Below are 16,975 nucleotides of genomic sequence, written 5' to 3' on the forward strand. Positions count from 1 at the left end.
TGCCCCCTACCCACCGGTGCCACCAGCACCCACGGCCACCGCAGGGGCACCGAGGACGTCGGAGAGCAACTGCGCGCACCACTCCAGCAGCGCCTGGTCGCGCAGCGGCTCGCCACCGATCCGACGGGTCGTCGGCCGCGGCACGCTGACCTGGTCGAGCGCGGCCTTGTAGACCGAGTCCGGGTGGTAGCGCTTGAGTCGCATCTGCTTCGAGTCGGGCAGCGGCAGCGGCCCGAAGCGCAGGTGCTTGCCCTGCATGCTGACGTCGGTGAGGCCGTACTGCCGGGCCAGCAGCCGGAACCGCGCCACCGCGATCAGGTTCTGCACCGGCGCGGGCGGCTCGCCGTAGCGGTCGGTCATCTCGGCCGCCACCTCGCGCAACCGTTCCTCGTCGCGCGCCTCGGCGAGCTTGCGGTACATCTCCAGGCGCAGCCGCTCCACGCCGACGTAGTCGTGCGGCAGGTGAGCGTCCACCGGAAGGTCGATCTTGACGTCCGTCTCCTCCTCGGGACGTTCGCCCTTGAACGCCTGCACCGCCTCGCCGACCATCCGGACGTAGAGGTCGAACCCGACGCCCTCGATGTGCCCGGACTGCTCGCCGCCGAGCAGGTTGCCGGCGCCCCGGATCTCCAGGTCCTTCATCGCCACGTACATGCCGGCACCCAACTCGGTGTGCTGGGCGATGGTGGCCAGCCGTTCGTGCGCGTGCTCGGTGAGCGGCTTCTCCGGCGGATAGAGGAAGTACGCGTACGCCCGCTCCCGGCCCCGGCCCACCCGGCCCCGGATCTGGTGCAACTGGGCCAGGCCGAGCAGGTCGGCCCGCTCCACGATCAGCGTGTTGGCGTTCGGGATGTCGATGCCGGACTCCACGATCGTGGTGCAGACCAGGACGTCGAACTCCTTCTCCCAGAAGCCGACCATGACCTTCTCCAGGGCGTCCTCGCCCATCTGGCCGTGTGCCACCGCGACCCGGGCCTCGGGCACCAGCTCGCGCAGCCGGCGAGCCGCCCGCTCGATCGACTCGACCCGGTTGTGCAGGTAGAAGACCTGTCCATCGCGCAGCAGCTCGCGGTGGATGGCGGCGGCCACCTGCCGGTCGTCCTGCGCCCCGACGGCGGTGAGCACCGGGTGCCGTTCCTCCGGCGGGGTGGCGATGGTGGACATCTCCCGGATGCCGGTGATCGCCATCTCCAGAGTGCGCGGGATCGGGGTCGCCGACATGCTCAGCACGTCGACGGCGGCCCGCATCGACTTGAGGTGTTCCTTGTGCTCGACGCCGAACCGCTGCTCCTCGTCGACGATGACCAGCCCGAGGGACTTGAATCGGGTGGCGGCCGCCAGCAGCCGGTGGGTGCCGATGACGATGTCGGCGGTGCCGTCGGCGACCATCGCGAGCGTCTGCTCGGCCTCCTTCGGCGTCTGGAACCGGGAGAGCTGCCGGATCGTCACCGGGAACTGGCTCATCCGCTCGGCGAACGTGTTGTAGTGCTGCTGCACCAGCAGGGTGGTGGGCACCAGCACGGCCACCTGCTTGCCGTCCTGGACCGCCTTGAACGCCGCGCGTACCGCGATCTCGGTCTTGCCGTAGCCGACGTCGCCGCAGATCAGCCGGTCCATCGGGACGCTCTGCTCCATGTCCCGCTTGACCTCCTCGATGGCGGCGAGCTGGTCGGGCGTCTCCTGCCAGGGGAAGGCGTCCTCAAGCTCCCGCTGCCACGGGGTGTCCGGGCCGAAGGTGTGCCCCTTGGACGCCTTGCGGGCGGCGTAGAGCTGGATGAGCTGGGCGGCGATCTCCCGGACCGCCTTGCGGGCCCGCGCCTTGGACTTCTGCCAGTCCGAGCCGCCCATCTTGTGCAGCGTCGGCTGCTCGCCACCAACGTACCGGCTGAGCTGGTCGAGCTGGTCGGTGGGGACGAAGAGACGGTCTCCCGGCTGGCCGCGCTTGCTCGCGGCGTACTCGATGACCAGGTACTCCCGGGACGCGCCGTTGACCGTCCGCTGCACCAGCTCCACGTACCGGCCGATGCCGTGCTGCTCGTGCACCACGTGGTCGCCGGCCCGCAGCTCCAGCGGGTCGATGGTGTTGCGCCGCCGGCTCGGCATCTTGCGCATGTCCCGGGTGGAGACGCCCCGGCCACCGGTGACGTCACTGCCGGTGAGCAGCACGAACCGGGCCGCCTCGTCGACGAAGCCGCCGGTGAGGCTGCCGCAGGTGACCAGCACCTCGCCCGGCACCGGCGCGTCCGGGACCCGTTCGGTCATCCGGGCACCCAGGCCGCCGTCGCGGAGCACCTCGACGGCCCGGTGGGCGGGCCCGTGCCCCTCGAAGACCAGCGCGACCGACCAGCCCTCACCGGCCCAGCGCGTCAGGTCGGCCACCACCCGGTCGGTCTCGCCGTGATAGAGCGGCGCGGGCTGGGCGCTCAGGCTGACCGCGATGGCGTCGTCGGGGGTGACGTCGACCGCCTCCGGCGCGTCCTCCCACGGCTGCCGCTCCGGGGCGGCGTCAGGTTCCGCCAGCCCGAACGGGGACAGCGTCCACCAGGGCCGACGCAGCGTGGCGGCGGTCGCGCGGACGTCGGCCAGGGTGCGGAAGGCGGCCGCGCCGAGGTCGATCGGGGCCTGGCCGCCGACGGCCGCGGCGGCCCAGCTCGCCTGGAGGAACTCCTCCGAGGTACGCACCAGGTCGTGCGCCCGGGTGCGGATCCGCTCCGGGTCGCAGAGCAGGACGTACGTGCCCTCGGGCATGCAGTCCAGCAGCAACTCCATCGAGTCGTCGCCGATCAGCGCAGGGGCGAGGGACTCCATGCCCTCCACCGGTACGCCGCCGGCCAGCTTGTCCAGGATCTCGGCCAGCTCCGGATGCTGCCCGGCCAGCGTGGCGGCCCGCTCCCGGACCTCCGGGGTGAGCAGCAGTTCCCGGCAGGGCGGTGCCCAGAGTTGCGGCACCTGGTCGATGGTGCGCTGATCGGCCACGGCGAAGGTGCGGATCTCCTCCACCTCGTCGCCCCAGAACTCCACCCGGGACGGGTGCTCGTCGGTGGGCGGGAAGACGTCCAGGATGCCGCCGCGGACGGCGAACTCGCCCCGCTTGGTGACCAGGTCGACCCGCGCGTACGCCATGTCGGTCAACCGGCGCGCCACCTGCTCCAGGTCGGCCTCGTCGCCGGCGGACAGCCGCACCGGCTCCAGGTCGCCGAGCCCCTTGAGCTGCGGTTGCAGCATCGACCTGACCGGCGCCACGACCACCCGCAGCGGCCCGGTGCGCCCGTGCGCGTCCGCCGAGTCCGGGTGGGCCAGCCGGCGCAGCACCGCCAGCCGTCGACCGACCGTGTCGGAGCGCGGCGAGAGCCGCTCGTGCGGCAACGTCTCCCAGCTCGGGAAGATCGCCACCTGCTCGGCGGGCAGCAGCCCACCCAGCGCCGCCACCAGGTCCTCCGCCTCCCGGCTGGTGGCGGTGACCGCCAGCACCGGCCGCCCGGCACCGCCGACCGTCGCGTCCCGCCCCTGGTCGGCGGGGTCCGCGGCGACGGCGGCGACCGCGAACGGGCGCAGCGCCGGTGGCGCGGTCAGGTCGAGGCCGTCGACCTGGGCCGCACCCGAGCGCGCCAGGTCACGCACACGGGCCAGACCCGGGTCGGCCAGGGCGGCGGCGAACAGTCCGGTGAGCGCAGTCATGATCACTTCCGCGGGTGAGGACACGACGATCACCCCGCGTCCATCCGGACGGGGGGTTCCACCGGTCGACACTATCTCTCCGGTCGGACGATCCAGCGCCGTCCACGACGTCCGCGCTCCGGCCGTCGTGGTGGCCTGCTGGTCCGGCGGTCCGGTCGGGGCCACCAGCAGGATCTTGACGCCCGCCGAGCGCTGTGGTCGGCTGCCCGGCATGAACGGGGAGTTTCGCGCACAGTTCGACGCGGACGTCACCTTCGCCAACGGCGGCGGTCTGCGCACCGAGGGCTTCCGGCTGGACATCCCCGGCCGGAGCATCACCGACGAGGACCTGGCGGCGCTGTTCGTCCGGCACCTCGGGCTACTGATGGTGGCCGAGGTACGGATCACCGCCACGACGATCGTCGAGGAGCCGCACAAGGGCGGGCGCGGCGTCGCGGCCACCGCCCCCAGCGCCGGTCGCCGGTTCGTCGAGCTGAGTCACGTGGTCACTGACGGGATGAGCACGCTGCCCGGCTGGCCGGCGCCCCGGATCACCGAGTGGCTGACCCGGGAGGAGTCCCGGAGGAACTACGCACCGGGCACCGAGTTCCAGGTCGGGCGGATCGACATGATCGCCAACACCGGGACGTACCTGGACACCCCCGCGCACCGGTACGCCGACGGCAGCGACCTGACCGGCGTCGGCCTGGACCGCCTGGCCGACCTGCCCGCGCTCGTGGTGCGCCTGCCCGCCGACACCCGTGCGGTGGACCGCCTGCTGCTGGCGCCGTACGACGTCGCCGGGAAGGCCGTACTGCTGCACACCGGCTGGGACGCGCACTTCGGCACCGACCGGTACGCCGCACCGGAGGCGCCCTACCTGACCGGTGACGGCGCTCAGGGGCTCGTCGACGCCGGTGTCGCCCTGGTCGGCATCGACTCGATCAACATCGACGACATGAGCCCGGCGGCGGGCGGTACGCGTCCCGCGCACAGCACCCTGCTGGCCGCCGGTGTCCCGATCGTGGAGCATCTGACCGGGCTGGACCAGCTCCCGCCCGACGGCTTCCGATTCACCGCCGCCCCGCCGAAGGTCGCCGGGATGGGTACCTTCCCCGTCCGCGCCTACGCCCGAATCGACTGAGACCGGAGAACCGTGACCTACCCTCCCCCCGGCCACCCGCCCCAACCGCCCTACGGCGGCCCACCCGCGCAGCCGCCGCACGGCGGACAACCCGGTCAGCCGCCCTACGGCGGTTGGCCGTCGGGTCCGCACCCGACCCCCGTGGTCAAGCGGATCCCCGACGACCAGCCCTTCGTCGTACGCCCCAACCTGGTCAAGCGTGGTCTGGTCATCGGCGGCGTCCTGCTGGCCGCCCTCGGCCCGATCATCTGCTGCCTCGGCTTCCTCGTCCTCGGCTCCATGGAGACGGAGGGGCGCCGCGCCGGCGGACTCGGCATGGCGGGGCTGCTGGGCTGTCTGATCCTTCTGGTCGCCCTGCTGGTCGGCCTCCAGCTCTGGCTGATCGGCTCCGGCGGGCCGGTGCTCGCACTGAGCCACGAGGGGCTCTGGATCCGCAGCCGACCCACCCGTGGTCAGGCGATCTGGCTGCCGTGGGAGGCCGTCGCGCAGATCTCCCGCCGCCGGTGGAGCCTGGAGAAGATGCTGGTGGTCAAGCCGCACAACCCGGCGACGATGCCGAACCTCGGCGGCTACACGGCGTTCGACAGCGCACCGTTGAACGTCCTGTACGGCTCCGGCCTGGTCGCCACCCTCAACTTCGCCGACAAGCCGGAGGCGGAGATCCTGGCTGCCGTCGCCCACTACAGCGCCGGTCGCTGCCAGCTCACCTGAGCGCTCCCGGGGTGGCGGTTCGGCCGCCGCCCCGGGCAGGGACCGTCAGTAGCGCACCGAGATGCGGCGGTCGACCGCGTCGACCCGGACCTCCCCGCCGTACGGGACGATCAACTGCGGGTCGGTGTGACCGAAGTCGACGTCGAAGACCAGCACCGCGTCGGGGGCGTACTCGGCGAACGCCCGGGTCACCGCGGCCCGCTGCTCCCGGACGTAGCCGGCCTTCTCGTCGGGGGTGAGCCGGCGGTCGAAGTTCCACGCCTTGGCGCGGCCGACCAGCGCGGCGGGAAGACCGGCGAGCAGGCCGCGCTCGCCGAGGCTGCGCAGCATGCGGTAGACCTCGACGGCGGGCGGCAACTCCTCCGAGGTCTCGATCAGCAGGACCGACCCGCGCAACGCCTCCACCGGGGCGACCCGGTCGGCGGCGAGCAGCCAGTGCAGCACCTCCAGGTTGCCGCCCCAGGTGCGGCCGGTCACCACCGTCGCCGGCCCCTGCCAGCGCCAGCCCGCACCGGCGAACATCACCGGCGTCGCCGCCAGGCAGTCCGGGTCGTTCCAGTCGGCCGGCTCGTCGCCCCACTCCGGTGCCGGGGCCAGGTCGTACCAGTCGGAGTCGAACAACGCCGCGCGCAGCGAGTCGGCGGTCATCGGGTGCAGTGCGCCGGGGCGACCGAGGTGCACCAGCACCGACCCGCCGTGATAGCTCACGATCCCCAACCGGTGCAGGTGGTGGAGAAGGTTGGTGTTGTCCGAGTAGCCGAAGTAGGGCTTCGGGTTGGCGCGCAGCACGTCGTCGTCGAGGTGCGGGGTGACGGTGATCTGGTCGTCGCCGCCGATGGTGGCCAGCACGGCGGTGATCGTCGGGTCGGCGAAGGCGTCGGTGAGGTCGCGGGCCCGGTCGCGCGGGTCGGCACCCATCACGCGGGTGGTCGGGTACTCCACCGGCTCCAGGCCGTACTCCTCGCGCAGTCGGCGCAGACCCAACTCGTACACCTGCGGGAAGAGGCCCGGCAGTCCGGCGGAGGGCGAGACGACCGCGACCCGGTCCCCCGGTCGGGGCTTCGGTGGGTAGCGCAACGACGGCATGGGCCGACGGTACCGCCCCGCGTCCGGCGTGGCCTTGATCACCGCGGGTGGGCACGCCCAGCCCCGGATCTGCCCGCTGCATGGGCCGCCACCAGCGCGGACACCCCTCACCCCGGCGCCCGGATGAAAGGAAGGGACCCCTCCTATACAAAAGGCGATAACAAGGGGCCCCTCCTTTCAACCGGGTGCGCGCGGATACGATCGGGGAAGTCGGACAGCGCTGTCCTTCGTACTCACGTAAGGAGCGCACGGTGACCGACCAGCACGATCACGACGGCCCCGACGCCGCCCTGCGCGCCGACATCCGCCGGCTGGGCACCCTGCTCGGGCAGACCCTGGCCCGCCAGGAGGGCCGCCCCCTGCTCGACCTCGTCGAGGAGATCCGCGCCCAGGTACGTACCGACGCCCCCGCCGCCGCCCGGCGGCTGGGCGGGCTCGACGTGACGACCGGCACGAAACTGGCGCGCGCCTTCTCCACCTACTTCCACCTGGCCAACATCACCGAGCAGGTGCACCGGGCCCGGGACCTGCGGCGTCGCCGCGCCGTGCAGGGTGGCTGGCTGGACCAGGCGGCCAAGATGATCGCCGAGCGCGGGGTACCCGCCGAGGAGATCGCCTCGGTGGCCCGCCGCCTGGCGGTACGCCCGGTCTTCACCGCCCACCCGACCGAGGCGGCCCGCCGCTCGATCCTGTCCAAGCTGCGCGCCATCGCCGACGAGCTGGACAGCGAGACGGCCAACGCGATCCTCTACGGGGCCAGTGACGAGGGCCCGGCCAACCGTCGGCTGGCCGAGCTGCTCGACCTGATGTGGCAGACCGACGAGCTGCGGCTGGACCGGCCGGACCCGACCGACGAGGCCCGCAACGCCATCTACTACCTGCGCGACCTGTACGCCGAGGCGGCACCGCAGGTGCTCGACGACCTCGCCGAGACGCTGCGCACCCTCGGTGTGGAGACCTCGCCCACCGCCCGACCGCTGACCTTCGGCACCTGGATCGGCGGCGACCGCGACGGCAACCCCTTCGTCACCCCGACGGTGACCCGTGAGGTGCTGGCCATCCAGCACGAGCACGGGCTGACCGCCACCGAGGCGGCGATGGAGGAGCTGATCAACGAGGTCTCCGTCTCCCGTCGGCTGCGCAACGTGTCGCTGGACCTCTCCGCCAGCCTCGCCGCCGACCTGGACGCGCTGCCCGAGGTGGCACCCCGCTTCCGTCGGGTCAACGCCGAGGAGCCGTACCGTCTCAAGGCCCGCTGCGTCCGCGCCAAGCTGGCCAACACGCGGGCCCGGTTGCGCCAGGGCACGCCGCACGTGCCGGGTCGCGACTACCGGGGCTCCGCCGAGCTGATCGCCGACCTGGAGCTGCTGCGCGCCTCGCTGGCCCGCAACTCCGGGCAGCTCACCGCCGTGGGCCGGCTCGCCTCGACCATCCGTACCGTCTCCGCGTTCGGCCTACACCTGGCGACGATGGACGTCCGGGAGCACGCCGAGAAGCACCACGAGGTGCTGATCCAGCTCTACCGGGCGGTCGGCGAGGTCGAGGACTACCCGGCGCTGACCCGGCTGGAGCGCACCAAGCTGCTCGCCGACGAGTTGACCGGTCGTCGGCCGCTCTCCGCCGCCGACACCCCGTTGACCGATTCGGCGCGCAAGACGTTCGACGTGTTCGGCGCCATCCGCGAGGCGCAGGACCGGTTCGGCACCGAGGTGATCGAGTCGTACATCATCTCGATGACGCTCGGCGTGGACGACGTACTCGCCGCAGTGGTCCTCGCCCGCGAGGCCGGTCTGGTGGACGTGCACAGCGGACGGGCGCGGATCGGGTTCGTGCCGCTGTTGGAGACCCCGGCCGAGCTGAACTCCGGCGGCGAGCTCCTCGACGAGCTGCTGTCGCTGCCCGCGTACCGGGCGCTGGTGGCCGCTCGGGGCGACGTGCAGGAGGTGATGCTGGGCTACTCCGACTCCAACAAGGAGGCCGGCATCACCACCAGCCAGTGGTCCATCCACCGGGCGCAGCGGGCGCTGCGGGACGTGGCCGCCCGGCACGGGGTGCACCTGCGGCTGTTCCACGGCCGGGGTGGCACGGTGGGGCGCGGCGGCGGGCCGACGCACGACGCGGTCCTGGCCCAGCCGTACGGCACGCTCGACGGCGCGATCAAGGTGACCGAGCAGGGTGAGGTCATCTCCGACAAGTACACGCTGCCCGCGCTGGCCCGGGAGAACCTGGAGCTGACCGTGGCCGCGGTGCTCCAGGCGACCCTGCTGCACACCGCGCCCCGGCAGCCGGCCGAGATGCTGGAGCGCTGGGACGCGGCGATGGACGTGGTGTCCGAGTCGGCGTTCCGGTCGTACCGGTCGCTGGTGGAGAACCCGGACCTGCCGGAGTACTTCTGGGCGTCCACTCCGACCGAGCTGCTCGGCGCGTTGAACATCGGCTCCCGACCGGCGAAGCGCCCGAACACCGGCGCCGGCCTCAGCGGGCTGCGGGCCATCCCGTGGGTGTTCGGCTGGACCCAGACGCGGCAGATCGTGCCCGGCTGGTTCGGGGTGGGGTCCGGCCTGGCCGCCGCCCGCGAGGCCGGGCTGGCCGACGTGCTGTCCGAGATGAACCGCAACTGGCACTTCTTCCGCACGTTCCTGTCGAACGTGGAGATGATGCTGACCAAGACCGACCTCGGCATCGCCCGTCGGTACGTGGAGACCCTCGTGCCGAAGAAGCTGCACCCGATCTTCGCCACGATCGAGGAGGAGTACGAGTTGACCCGGCGGGAGGTGCTGGCGGTCACCGACTCGCCGGACCTGCTGGAGAACTCCCCCGTGCTGCAACGCACCCTGGCCGTCCGCGACACCTACCTGGAACCGTTGCACCACCTCCAGGTGGCGCTGCTGCGGCAGTACCGCGACTCCGGTGCCGCCGGTCGGGCGGTGGCCACCGCACCGGGCGGCCGACGGGCCCCGAGCGACGGTACGGCTCTGGAGCGCGCGCTGCTCACCACCGTCAACGGCATCGCCGCCGGCATGCGCAACACCGGCTGATCGCGGCGAGGTCGGGAAGCACTGTAAGGAAGGGTCCCCTCCTAACGCCTGGCGTATAGGAGGGGACCCTTCCTAACATCTGCGGCCGCTGCCGCGACACATCTGCGGCCGCTGCCGGGGCACGTCTGCGGGCACTGCCGGGACGTCAGAACGCGACGTCAGAAGTCGCCGCCTCCGAAATCACCACCACCGAAATCGCCACCGCCGAAATCGCCACCGCCGTAGTCGCCACCGCCGTAGTCACCGCCGCCCAGGTCGCCGCCGTCGCCGCCGAAGTCGCCGCCCTGGTCGTCCAGGCCCGCTGCCGCACCGGCGTCGTAGCCGGGGTCGCCGAACGAGGGCGAGAAGAGCGCGTCGGCGATCAGCATGCCGCCGAGCACGCCGACCCCGGCACCCAGCGCCGTCTTCCACCAGGGGGTGGAGTACCAGCCGGCCGGCACCGGCCGCCCCTGCATCCGCCCGCCCGGGTAGTAGTATGGCGTGTCCCGGCCCGGCTGCGGACCGGCCTTGAACGTCTGGCCCTGCACCTGCACCTGGCGCGGCACGGTCAGCTCACCGGCGCCACTGGCGGCGGCCAGCGCCGGCAGGGGTGGCCCGGGGTCGATGCCGAGCGCTGTCCGGGCCGCCCGGATGTAGGTCAGCCCCTCCACCGCGGTCTCCCGGGCGAGCCGGTACTGCGTGATGCTCCGGGCCTGCTCCAGCTGCGAACCGGCCGCGTGGTACCGCTCGGCGGCGTCGGCCAACGCCTGACGGACCGCCGGATCGTCGCCGCTGAGCGTCATCACCTGCCCACCGAGGCGTTCGTACCAGCGTCGGGCGTCGGCTTGGACATCGGCGAGGCTCCGGGCGTCGCGCGCGGCGCGTTCCCGCCGCCACCAGACGAACGCGCCGACGAGACCCGCGAAGAGGAGTACGACCAGCAGAAGTTCCACCACTCAAACGTACCCACCATCCGCCAGCGACCCACCTCCTGACGAGGTCGGACGCGGCACGCGGCACCGGTCGAGGCGCGAAGCGCTCATCTTTGGCAAGCTCGTCAGGATGGAGCTCTCGACTCTGGCGGTCGTCGTCGTGTGTCTTGGTGCCGGAGGTGCGGTGGGCTGGTTCGCCGCACGGGCCCGCTCGGCGACCGAGATCGCCCGGCTGGACGCCACCCTGCGCGCCACCCGCGAGGGCGAGGGCCGGCTGGAGCAGTCGATGCGGGCGTTGAGCTACGAGGCGACGGCCCAGTCCCAGGAGGCGGTGGCCCGGGCGGTGGCGCCGCTGCACGACACGTTGCGCCGCTACGAACAACGGGTGGCCGAGTTGGAGCGGGACCGCGTCGACGCGTACGCGGAGCTGCGCGAACAGGTGCGCTCGATGAGCACCGTCTCGGGTGAGCTGCGTACCGAGACCAAGCATTTGGTGGCGGCACTGCGCGCGCCCCAGGTACGCGGCCGGTGGGGCGAGCACCAGTTGCGGCGGATCGTGGAGGCCGCCGGGATGCTGGAGCACTGCGACTTCTCCGAGCAGGTCACCGCCGCCACCGACCAGCAGACGGTCCGCCCCGACCTGGTGGTCCGGCTGCACGGGGGCCGGAGTGTGGTGGTGGACGCGAAGGCGCCGTTCGACGCGTACCTGACCGCGATGGAGGCGCGCGACGAGCGGGGGCGGGACACCCACCTCGACCTGCACGCCAAGCACCTGCGGGGGCACGTGGACGCGCTGGCCGCCAAGTCGTACTGGGCGGCCTTCGAGTCCACCCCGGAGTTCGTGGTCCTCTTCGTGCCGGCCGACCCGTTCCTGGACGTGGCGTTGCAGCGTGACCCCACGCTGCTGGAGCACGCGTTCACCCGCAACGTCGTGTTGGCCACGCCGGCCACCCTGGTCGCGTTGCTGCGTACGGTGGCGTGGTCGTGGCGGCAGGAGCAGCTCGCCCGCAACGCCCTGGCGGTCCACACGCTGGCCCGGGAGCTGTACGGACGGTTGTCGACGCTCGGCGACCACGTCGGCAAGCTCGGCGCGTCGCTGGGCGGCGCGGTGACCGCGTACAACCGGGCGGTGGGTTCGCTTGAGGCGCGGGTGCTGGTCAGCGCGCGCAAGCTGGCCGAACTGGGCGTTTCCGACCAGGAGCTGGCGGTGCCGAACCAGGTCGAGATCGCGCCCCGCCAGCCGCAGGCGCCGGAACTGGTCGATGGCGTTTCCACAACGGATGGTCGAATTCGGCCGGACTAATCAGACCCTTACCACCTTCGATGTGACATTGCGCGTCTCGCGTATCACGAGATGGTCACAACGTACCTGCCGGTAGTGACATCGATGGTCGGCACCACGAAGGATTCGCCTCACGCGTGCCCTGCATCTGAGGGCGCCCTGTTCTCTGGAGGAAAGAGAACGTGAGTAAACCCCGAATCCTGAGCCGGCGTACCTCCGCCGCGCTCTTCGCCTCGGTCATGGCGGCGGGCGCCGTGACCGTGGTGGGCGGTACCGCCACCGCGAGCGCTGCCCCTGCCGGTCCCGACGCCGCGCAGGCCACCCCCGCCGAGGCGCTCGGCGAGCACGACGCCAAGCTGCTCTCCGAGGCAGAGGCCAAGAAAGCCCCCACCGTCACGATGATCGTCGCCACCGAGAAGGGCAAGGCGAAGGACGTCGCGGACGACCTCAAGGACCTCGGCGCTGCGGTCACCGAGCGCTACGACACCATCGGCTACGTGCTGGCGAAGGTGCCGACCGGCAAGGCGGTCACGGCCGCCACGCTGCCCGGCGTCTCCGCCGTCGACCTGGACGAGAAGATCCAGCTCCCCGACCCGAAGCCGGAGGTCGTCCCGGGCGCCAAGAAGGCCGAGAAGCAGGGCACCACGCTCAGCGGCCCCGGTGCCAAGACGCCCGCCGACAACCCCTACATGCCGACCGGCGAGATCGGTGCGGCCAAGTTCGTCAAGCAGAACCCCAAGTGGGACGGGCGCGGCGTCACCATCGGCGTGATGGACTCCGGTGTGGACCTGGACCACCCGGCGCTGCAGAAGACCACCACCGGCGAGCGCAAGATCGTCGACTGGGTCACCGCCACCGACCCGTTCGAGGACCCCACCTGGCGGCCGATGATCACGCAGGTCACCGGGCCGACGTTCACCGTCGCCGGTCGCACCTGGACCGCGCCGGCCGGGACCTACCGGTTCAACCTGTTCAGCGAGAACATCACCGCGAACAGCGAGCCGGCCGGTGACGTCAACCGCGACGGCGACACCAACGACCAGTTCGGCATCCTCTTCGACCCGGTGACCAACAACATCTGGGTGGACACCGACCAGGACGGCGACTTCACCGACGAGGCCCTGATGCGGCCGTACAAGGAGAAGTTCGACGTCAACCACTTCGGCACCGACAACCCGGCGACTCCGATCACCGAGCGGATGTCGTTCGTGGTCGAGTACCGCAAGAACGTCGACACCACCCCGCTCGGCGGCCCCGGCCTGGTCGACTACGTCAACATCGGCATCATCGAGGGCTCGCACGGCACGCACGTCGCCGGCATCACCGCCGCATACGGCATGCTGGGCAACAAGGCGTTCAACGGCGCCGCCCCCGGTGCCAAGGTCGTCTCCTCGCGCGCCTGCTCCTGGGGCGGCGGCTGCACGTACGCGGCGCTCACCACCGGTATGGCCGACCTGGTGATCAACCGGGGCGTCGACGTCATCAACATGTCGATCGGCGGCCTGCCGGCGCTCAACGACGGCAACAACGCCCGCGCCGTCCTCTACAACAACCTGATCACCACCTACGGTGTGCAGATGTTCATCTCCGCCGGCAACTCCGGCCCGGGTGTGAACACCATCGGTGACCCGTCCGCCTCCACCAACGTGGTCAGCGTCGCGGCCAGCATCAGCAAGGACACCTGGCTGGCCAACTACGGCTCGGTGGTCAAGCAGAAGAACGCGCTGTTCAACTTCTCCTCGCGCGGCCCGCGTGAGGACGGTGGCGCCAAGCCGAACATCGCCGCTCCGGGCTCGGCCATCTCCACCACCCCGGTCTGGCAGGCCGGTAACCCGGTCGCCGAGGCCGGCTACCCGCTCCCGTCGGGCTACGGCATGTCCAACGGTACGTCGATGGCCTCTCCGCAGGCCGCCGGTGGTGCCGCGCTGCTGCTCTCGGCCGCCAAGGCCACCGACCAGGGCGTGACCCCGGCCGCGCTGCGCCGGGCGATCTACAGCTCGGCCAAGCCGATCGCGAACACCGCCACCTTCGGTCAGGGCTACGGCATGTTCGACGTGCCGGGCGCCTGGAAGCTGCTGCGCAAGAGCAGCGAGCCGAACGACTACACCGCCGAGGCTCCGGTCTGCACGGTGCTCGCCGGCCAGCTCGCCACGCCGAACAGCGGCACCGGCGTCTACAACCGGTGTGACTCCGCCAACGGCGGGCACAAGGTCAACCAGTCGAAGTCGTACCAGGTCAAGCTGACCCGGACCAGCGGCCCGACCGGCAACGTGAAGCACAACATCGGTCTGCGCGGCAACAACGGCACCTTCTCGGCGCCGAAGAACGTCACGCTGCCGCTGAACAAGACCGTCACCATCACGGTCACCGCGAAGCCGAAGACCGCCGGGGCGCACGGCACGATCGTCACGGTCGACGACCCGCGCACCAACACGATCGACTTCGAGTTCTCCGCCGTCGTGGTGGCCTCGAACGACGTCAGCAAGCCCGCCTTCGCCTACTCGGCGCGGGGCACCGTGGAGCGCAACAGCACCACGTCGTACTTCGTGACGGTGCCGCCGGGCGCCGGGGCGTTGCAGGTGAACCTCTCCGGCATCGCCACCGGGTCGCAGACCCGCTTCATCGCCTTCAACCCGTACGGCGTCCCGGTGGAGAGCACCTCCAGCCTGGCCTGCTACACCAACTTCGCCAGCACGGTCGTCTGCAACGCGTTCGAGCGTGACTACCAGAACCCGCTGCCGGGTGTCTGGGAGATCGAGGTGGAGTCGCGGCGGACCTCGCCGGCGCTGAACAACCCGTACCAGCTCCAGGCGCGGGTGCAGGGCGTCGCCGTCGAGCCGGCCGTGGTCGAGCTGCCGGCGGTCACCGCCGGTGTCCCGACCCCGGTGACCTGGTCGCTGAAGAACACCTTCGGCCCGGTCTCGGTGACCGGCCAGGGTGGCCCGCTGTCCAGCGTGCACAGCGAGCGGCCGACCATCGTCGAGCTGGCCAAGCAGGAGTTCACCGTCGAGGTGCCGGCGGGCGTCACCAGCTTCACCGCCCGCATCGGCAACCCGTCCAACGCCAGTGCCGACCTGGACCTGTTCGTCTACCGGGGCACCACCCTGGTCGGGCAGCAGGCCGACGGTGACTCGGAGGAGGCGGTGACCCTGACCAACCCGGTCGCGGGCACCTACCGGGTCGTCGTGGACGCGTACGCGGTGGACGGCGCCGGTGGCAGCACCGAGTACGACTACCGGGACTCGTTCTCGTCCCCGTCGCTCGGCACCCTGACGGCCTCGGGTGGCACGCTCACCCTGGCCAACGGCGCCACCGGCAACCTCTCGGGTTCGGTGACCGCCCAGTCCGCCCCGTCCGCGGGTCGGGCGCTCTACGGTGAGCTGACCGTGGTGACCACCGAAGGCGCAGTCGTCGGCCGCGGCGCGGTCTCCGTCGGCGCAGTGAACTGACACCACCACCGCACCGCAGGAAGCCCGTCTCCGGTCCATCCGGAGGCGGGCTTCCGCCTTTCCGCTGCCCACTCCACCACCGCCGGGCTTGCCCGCCGATCATGGACTTGTGGCGAGGGTTTCGATGCGATACACACCCTTTGTCGCAGCCACGAGTCCATGATCGACAGACGATGTCGGGCAGTGAGGTCCCGGGGGGCGCGGTCAGTCGGAGGCGGGCGAGCGGGGGGTGGTCAGACCGGCCGCGAGCAGGAGGTAGGCGGTCAGCTCCACGGCGGCGGTGAGCGCCGGAACCGGAGCCGCCAGCGTCGGGCCGGCGGTGATTCCGGCGGTGAGGAAGATCCCGTCGCCGGACGGATAGGGCAACGGCAGCATGCCGAGGGTCGCGTCCAGGTGAAGCAGGGCAGCCGGCACCAGCAGTACGGCACCGGCCACGGCCAGCCGACGACCGCCCCACCCGGCCGGGCTGGACCTGCCACGCCCGAGAAGCAACGCGGCCAACCCGATCGCCGCCAGCGCAAGCAGGAACGGGGCCGACGCGGCGCTGATCTCCGTGCCGGCCCATCCGTCGTCCCCGATCCGCCGCGACTCGGTGTCCCGCCCGGCGAGGTGCACCCGCACCACCAGCACGACCACGTATCCGGTCACCACCGCCGCGGCCGCCGCCGCACCGGCCACCACCCGCCGCCCCGGACGCTCGCGCCCCCGCAGCACGACCAGCGTCAGCACCAGGACGACGACGAGCGACGCCCAGGTCGCGCGGAGGCCCGTGTCGAAGGCGATGTCCAGGTCCAGTGGTCCGGGGCGGAACACCTGCCACTGCCGCCCGTCGGAAGGGTCGGCGGGCATCGTGCGGTACGCGTCGACGACCGGTGCGACGAACGCCAGCGGCACCGCCCAGCGGTGCGCGGGCGCGCCCATCAGCAGCGCGTACACCACCAGGACCGACAGTGCCACGAGTTCGGCGGGCCGGAAGATCGGCACTGCGGTGAGCAGCCCGAGGACGTGGAGTACGACGAGCACGACCACACCGGCGAGGAGTATCCATCGAGGACGCACCGACGCATCGTGCCAGCGATCGATCGTTCCCGTGGCCCCTCGACGAACCGGGCGACATCTCGGCGATCATGGACTTGTGGCGAGCAGTTGCGGTGATACGCGCGTTATCTCCCCGCCATAATTCCATGATCGACGGGGCGCTGCGGTGCGCGTACCGCAGCGCGGGTGGGGTGGGGTCAGGCGCGCTTGGCGGTGGCCACCTGGAAGGGGGTGCCCTGCTGGCACGTCGTCATCAGGCTCGGGTTGGGCTTCCCGGTCACCGTCACCGCGGCACCGGAGGTGAGCACGTCACGTGGCCCGCCCAGCAGCAGGTAGCCGTCGAGCAGCAGGCAGCCGGGCTCCACGCCGGCCTCGACCCGGCCGGTGAGCGTCATCTCACCGGTGACCGGCGGCGAGGTCGGCACGCCCCGGGTCTTGCCGGCCGGCGGAGGGCTGACCGGAGCGGTCGGGTCCACCGGGTCGGAGGGCGGGGGCACGGGGCCGGTCGGATCCGGGGTCGGCAGCTCGGTCACGGGTGACGCTCCCGTCGGGGTCGGGGCGGTGGGGCCGGTCCCGGCGTCCTGGCCGCCGCAGGCGACGAGCGCCGTGCAGACGATCAGCGCGGTGACGGCGATCCGAAGGGTCCTCATGCCAGTCTG

10 protein-coding genes are annotated in these 16,975 nt (G+C 71.8%); 5 read left to right on the forward strand and 5 right to left on the reverse strand.

The window, feature by feature from the left end; all coding sequences use genetic code 11:
* Nucleotides 1-6: 6 nt before the first annotated feature.
* A complete protein-coding gene (gene mfd / locus ACIBO1_RS01690; RefSeq protein WP_396740614.1) occupies nucleotides 7-3,678 on the reverse strand; it encodes a transcription-repair coupling factor in 3,672 nt (1,223 codons plus the stop codon).
* 211 nt (nucleotides 3,679-3,889) lie between these two features.
* Here mfd and ACIBO1_RS01695 point away from each other — a divergent pair, with 211 nt between their 5' ends.
* On the forward strand, nucleotides 3,890-4,801 hold the full coding sequence (locus ACIBO1_RS01695; protein ID WP_396740616.1) for a cyclase family protein: 912 nt from the start codon (nucleotides 3,890-3,892) through the stop codon (nucleotides 4,799-4,801).
* 141 nt (nucleotides 4,802-4,942) lie between these two features.
* On the forward strand, nucleotides 4,943-5,512 hold the full coding sequence (locus ACIBO1_RS01700; RefSeq protein ID WP_350695708.1) for a hypothetical protein: 570 nt from the start codon (nucleotides 4,943-4,945) through the stop codon (nucleotides 5,510-5,512).
* Between the two features lie 45 nt (nucleotides 5,513-5,557).
* Here ACIBO1_RS01700 and ACIBO1_RS01705 read toward each other — a convergent pair whose 3' ends face one another.
* Nucleotides 5,558-6,598 (reverse strand): S66 peptidase family protein, encoded by a 1,041-nt coding sequence (locus tag ACIBO1_RS01705; protein WP_396740618.1) that lies wholly within the window; start codon nucleotides 6,596-6,598, stop codon nucleotides 5,558-5,560.
* 251 nt (nucleotides 6,599-6,849) lie between these two features.
* Between ACIBO1_RS01705 and ppc the strand changes: the two genes are divergently transcribed.
* Nucleotides 6,850-9,636, forward strand: a complete 2,787-nt coding sequence (ppc, locus tag ACIBO1_RS01710) for a phosphoenolpyruvate carboxylase (RefSeq protein ID WP_396740620.1) — start codon at nucleotides 6,850-6,852, stop codon at nucleotides 9,634-9,636.
* A 158-nt stretch (nucleotides 9,637-9,794) separates the two neighbouring features.
* Here ppc and ACIBO1_RS01715 read toward each other — a convergent pair whose 3' ends face one another.
* Nucleotides 9,795-10,568 (reverse strand): hypothetical protein, encoded by a 774-nt coding sequence (locus ACIBO1_RS01715; RefSeq protein WP_396740622.1) that lies wholly within the window; start codon nucleotides 10,566-10,568, stop codon nucleotides 9,795-9,797.
* 109 nt (nucleotides 10,569-10,677) lie between these two features.
* Between ACIBO1_RS01715 and ACIBO1_RS01720 the strand changes: the two genes are divergently transcribed.
* Together ACIBO1_RS01720 and ACIBO1_RS01725 are read left to right on the forward strand one after the other, a co-directional pair.
* Nucleotides 10,678-11,850 carry a DNA recombination protein RmuC gene (locus ACIBO1_RS01720; RefSeq protein ID WP_396740624.1) on the forward strand — a complete coding sequence of 391 codons (1,173 nt, stop codon included), beginning with the start codon at nucleotides 10,678-10,680 and terminating at the stop codon, nucleotides 11,848-11,850.
* Between the two features lie 161 nt (nucleotides 11,851-12,011).
* Nucleotides 12,012-15,278 (forward strand): S8 family serine peptidase, encoded by a 3,267-nt coding sequence (locus ACIBO1_RS01725; protein WP_396740626.1) that lies wholly within the window; start codon nucleotides 12,012-12,014, stop codon nucleotides 15,276-15,278.
* A gap of 204 nt (nucleotides 15,279-15,482) precedes the next feature.
* Here the strand turns inward: ACIBO1_RS01725 and ACIBO1_RS01730 are convergent, their stop codons facing one another.
* The gene (locus ACIBO1_RS01730) at nucleotides 15,483-16,337 is read right to left on the reverse strand and encodes a hypothetical protein (protein ID WP_396740628.1); all 855 of its coding nucleotides are present in this window, start codon (nucleotides 16,335-16,337) and stop codon (nucleotides 15,483-15,485) included.
* Between the two features lie 176 nt (nucleotides 16,338-16,513).
* Nucleotides 16,514-16,966, reverse strand: a complete 453-nt coding sequence (locus tag ACIBO1_RS01735; protein WP_396740629.1) for a hypothetical protein — start codon at nucleotides 16,964-16,966, stop codon at nucleotides 16,514-16,516.
* Between the last annotated feature and the right edge of the window lie 9 nt (nucleotides 16,967-16,975).

The sequence above is a fragment of the Micromonospora sp. NPDC049903 genome, from assembly GCF_044460945.1.
Taxonomy (GTDB): Bacteria; Actinomycetota; Actinomycetes; order Mycobacteriales; family Micromonosporaceae; genus Micromonospora.

Coding starts and splice junctions, on each gene's coding strand:
- ACIBO1_RS01720 (WP_396740624.1), top strand. CDS start 10,678: ATGGAGCTCTCGACTCTGGCGGTCGTCGTCGTGTGTCTTGGTGCCGGA.
- ACIBO1_RS01705 (WP_396740618.1), bottom strand. CDS start 6,598: ATGCCGTCGTTGCGCTACCCACCGAAGCCCCGACCGGGGGACCGGGTC.
- mfd (WP_396740614.1), bottom strand. CDS start 3,678: ATGACTGCGCTCACCGGACTGTTCGCCGCCGCCCTGGCCGACCCGGGT.
- ACIBO1_RS01735 (WP_396740629.1), bottom strand. CDS start 16,966: ATGAGGACCCTTCGGATCGCCGTCACCGCGCTGATCGTCTGCACGGCG.
- ACIBO1_RS01695 (WP_396740616.1), top strand. CDS start 3,890: ATGAACGGGGAGTTTCGCGCACAGTTCGACGCGGACGTCACCTTCGCC.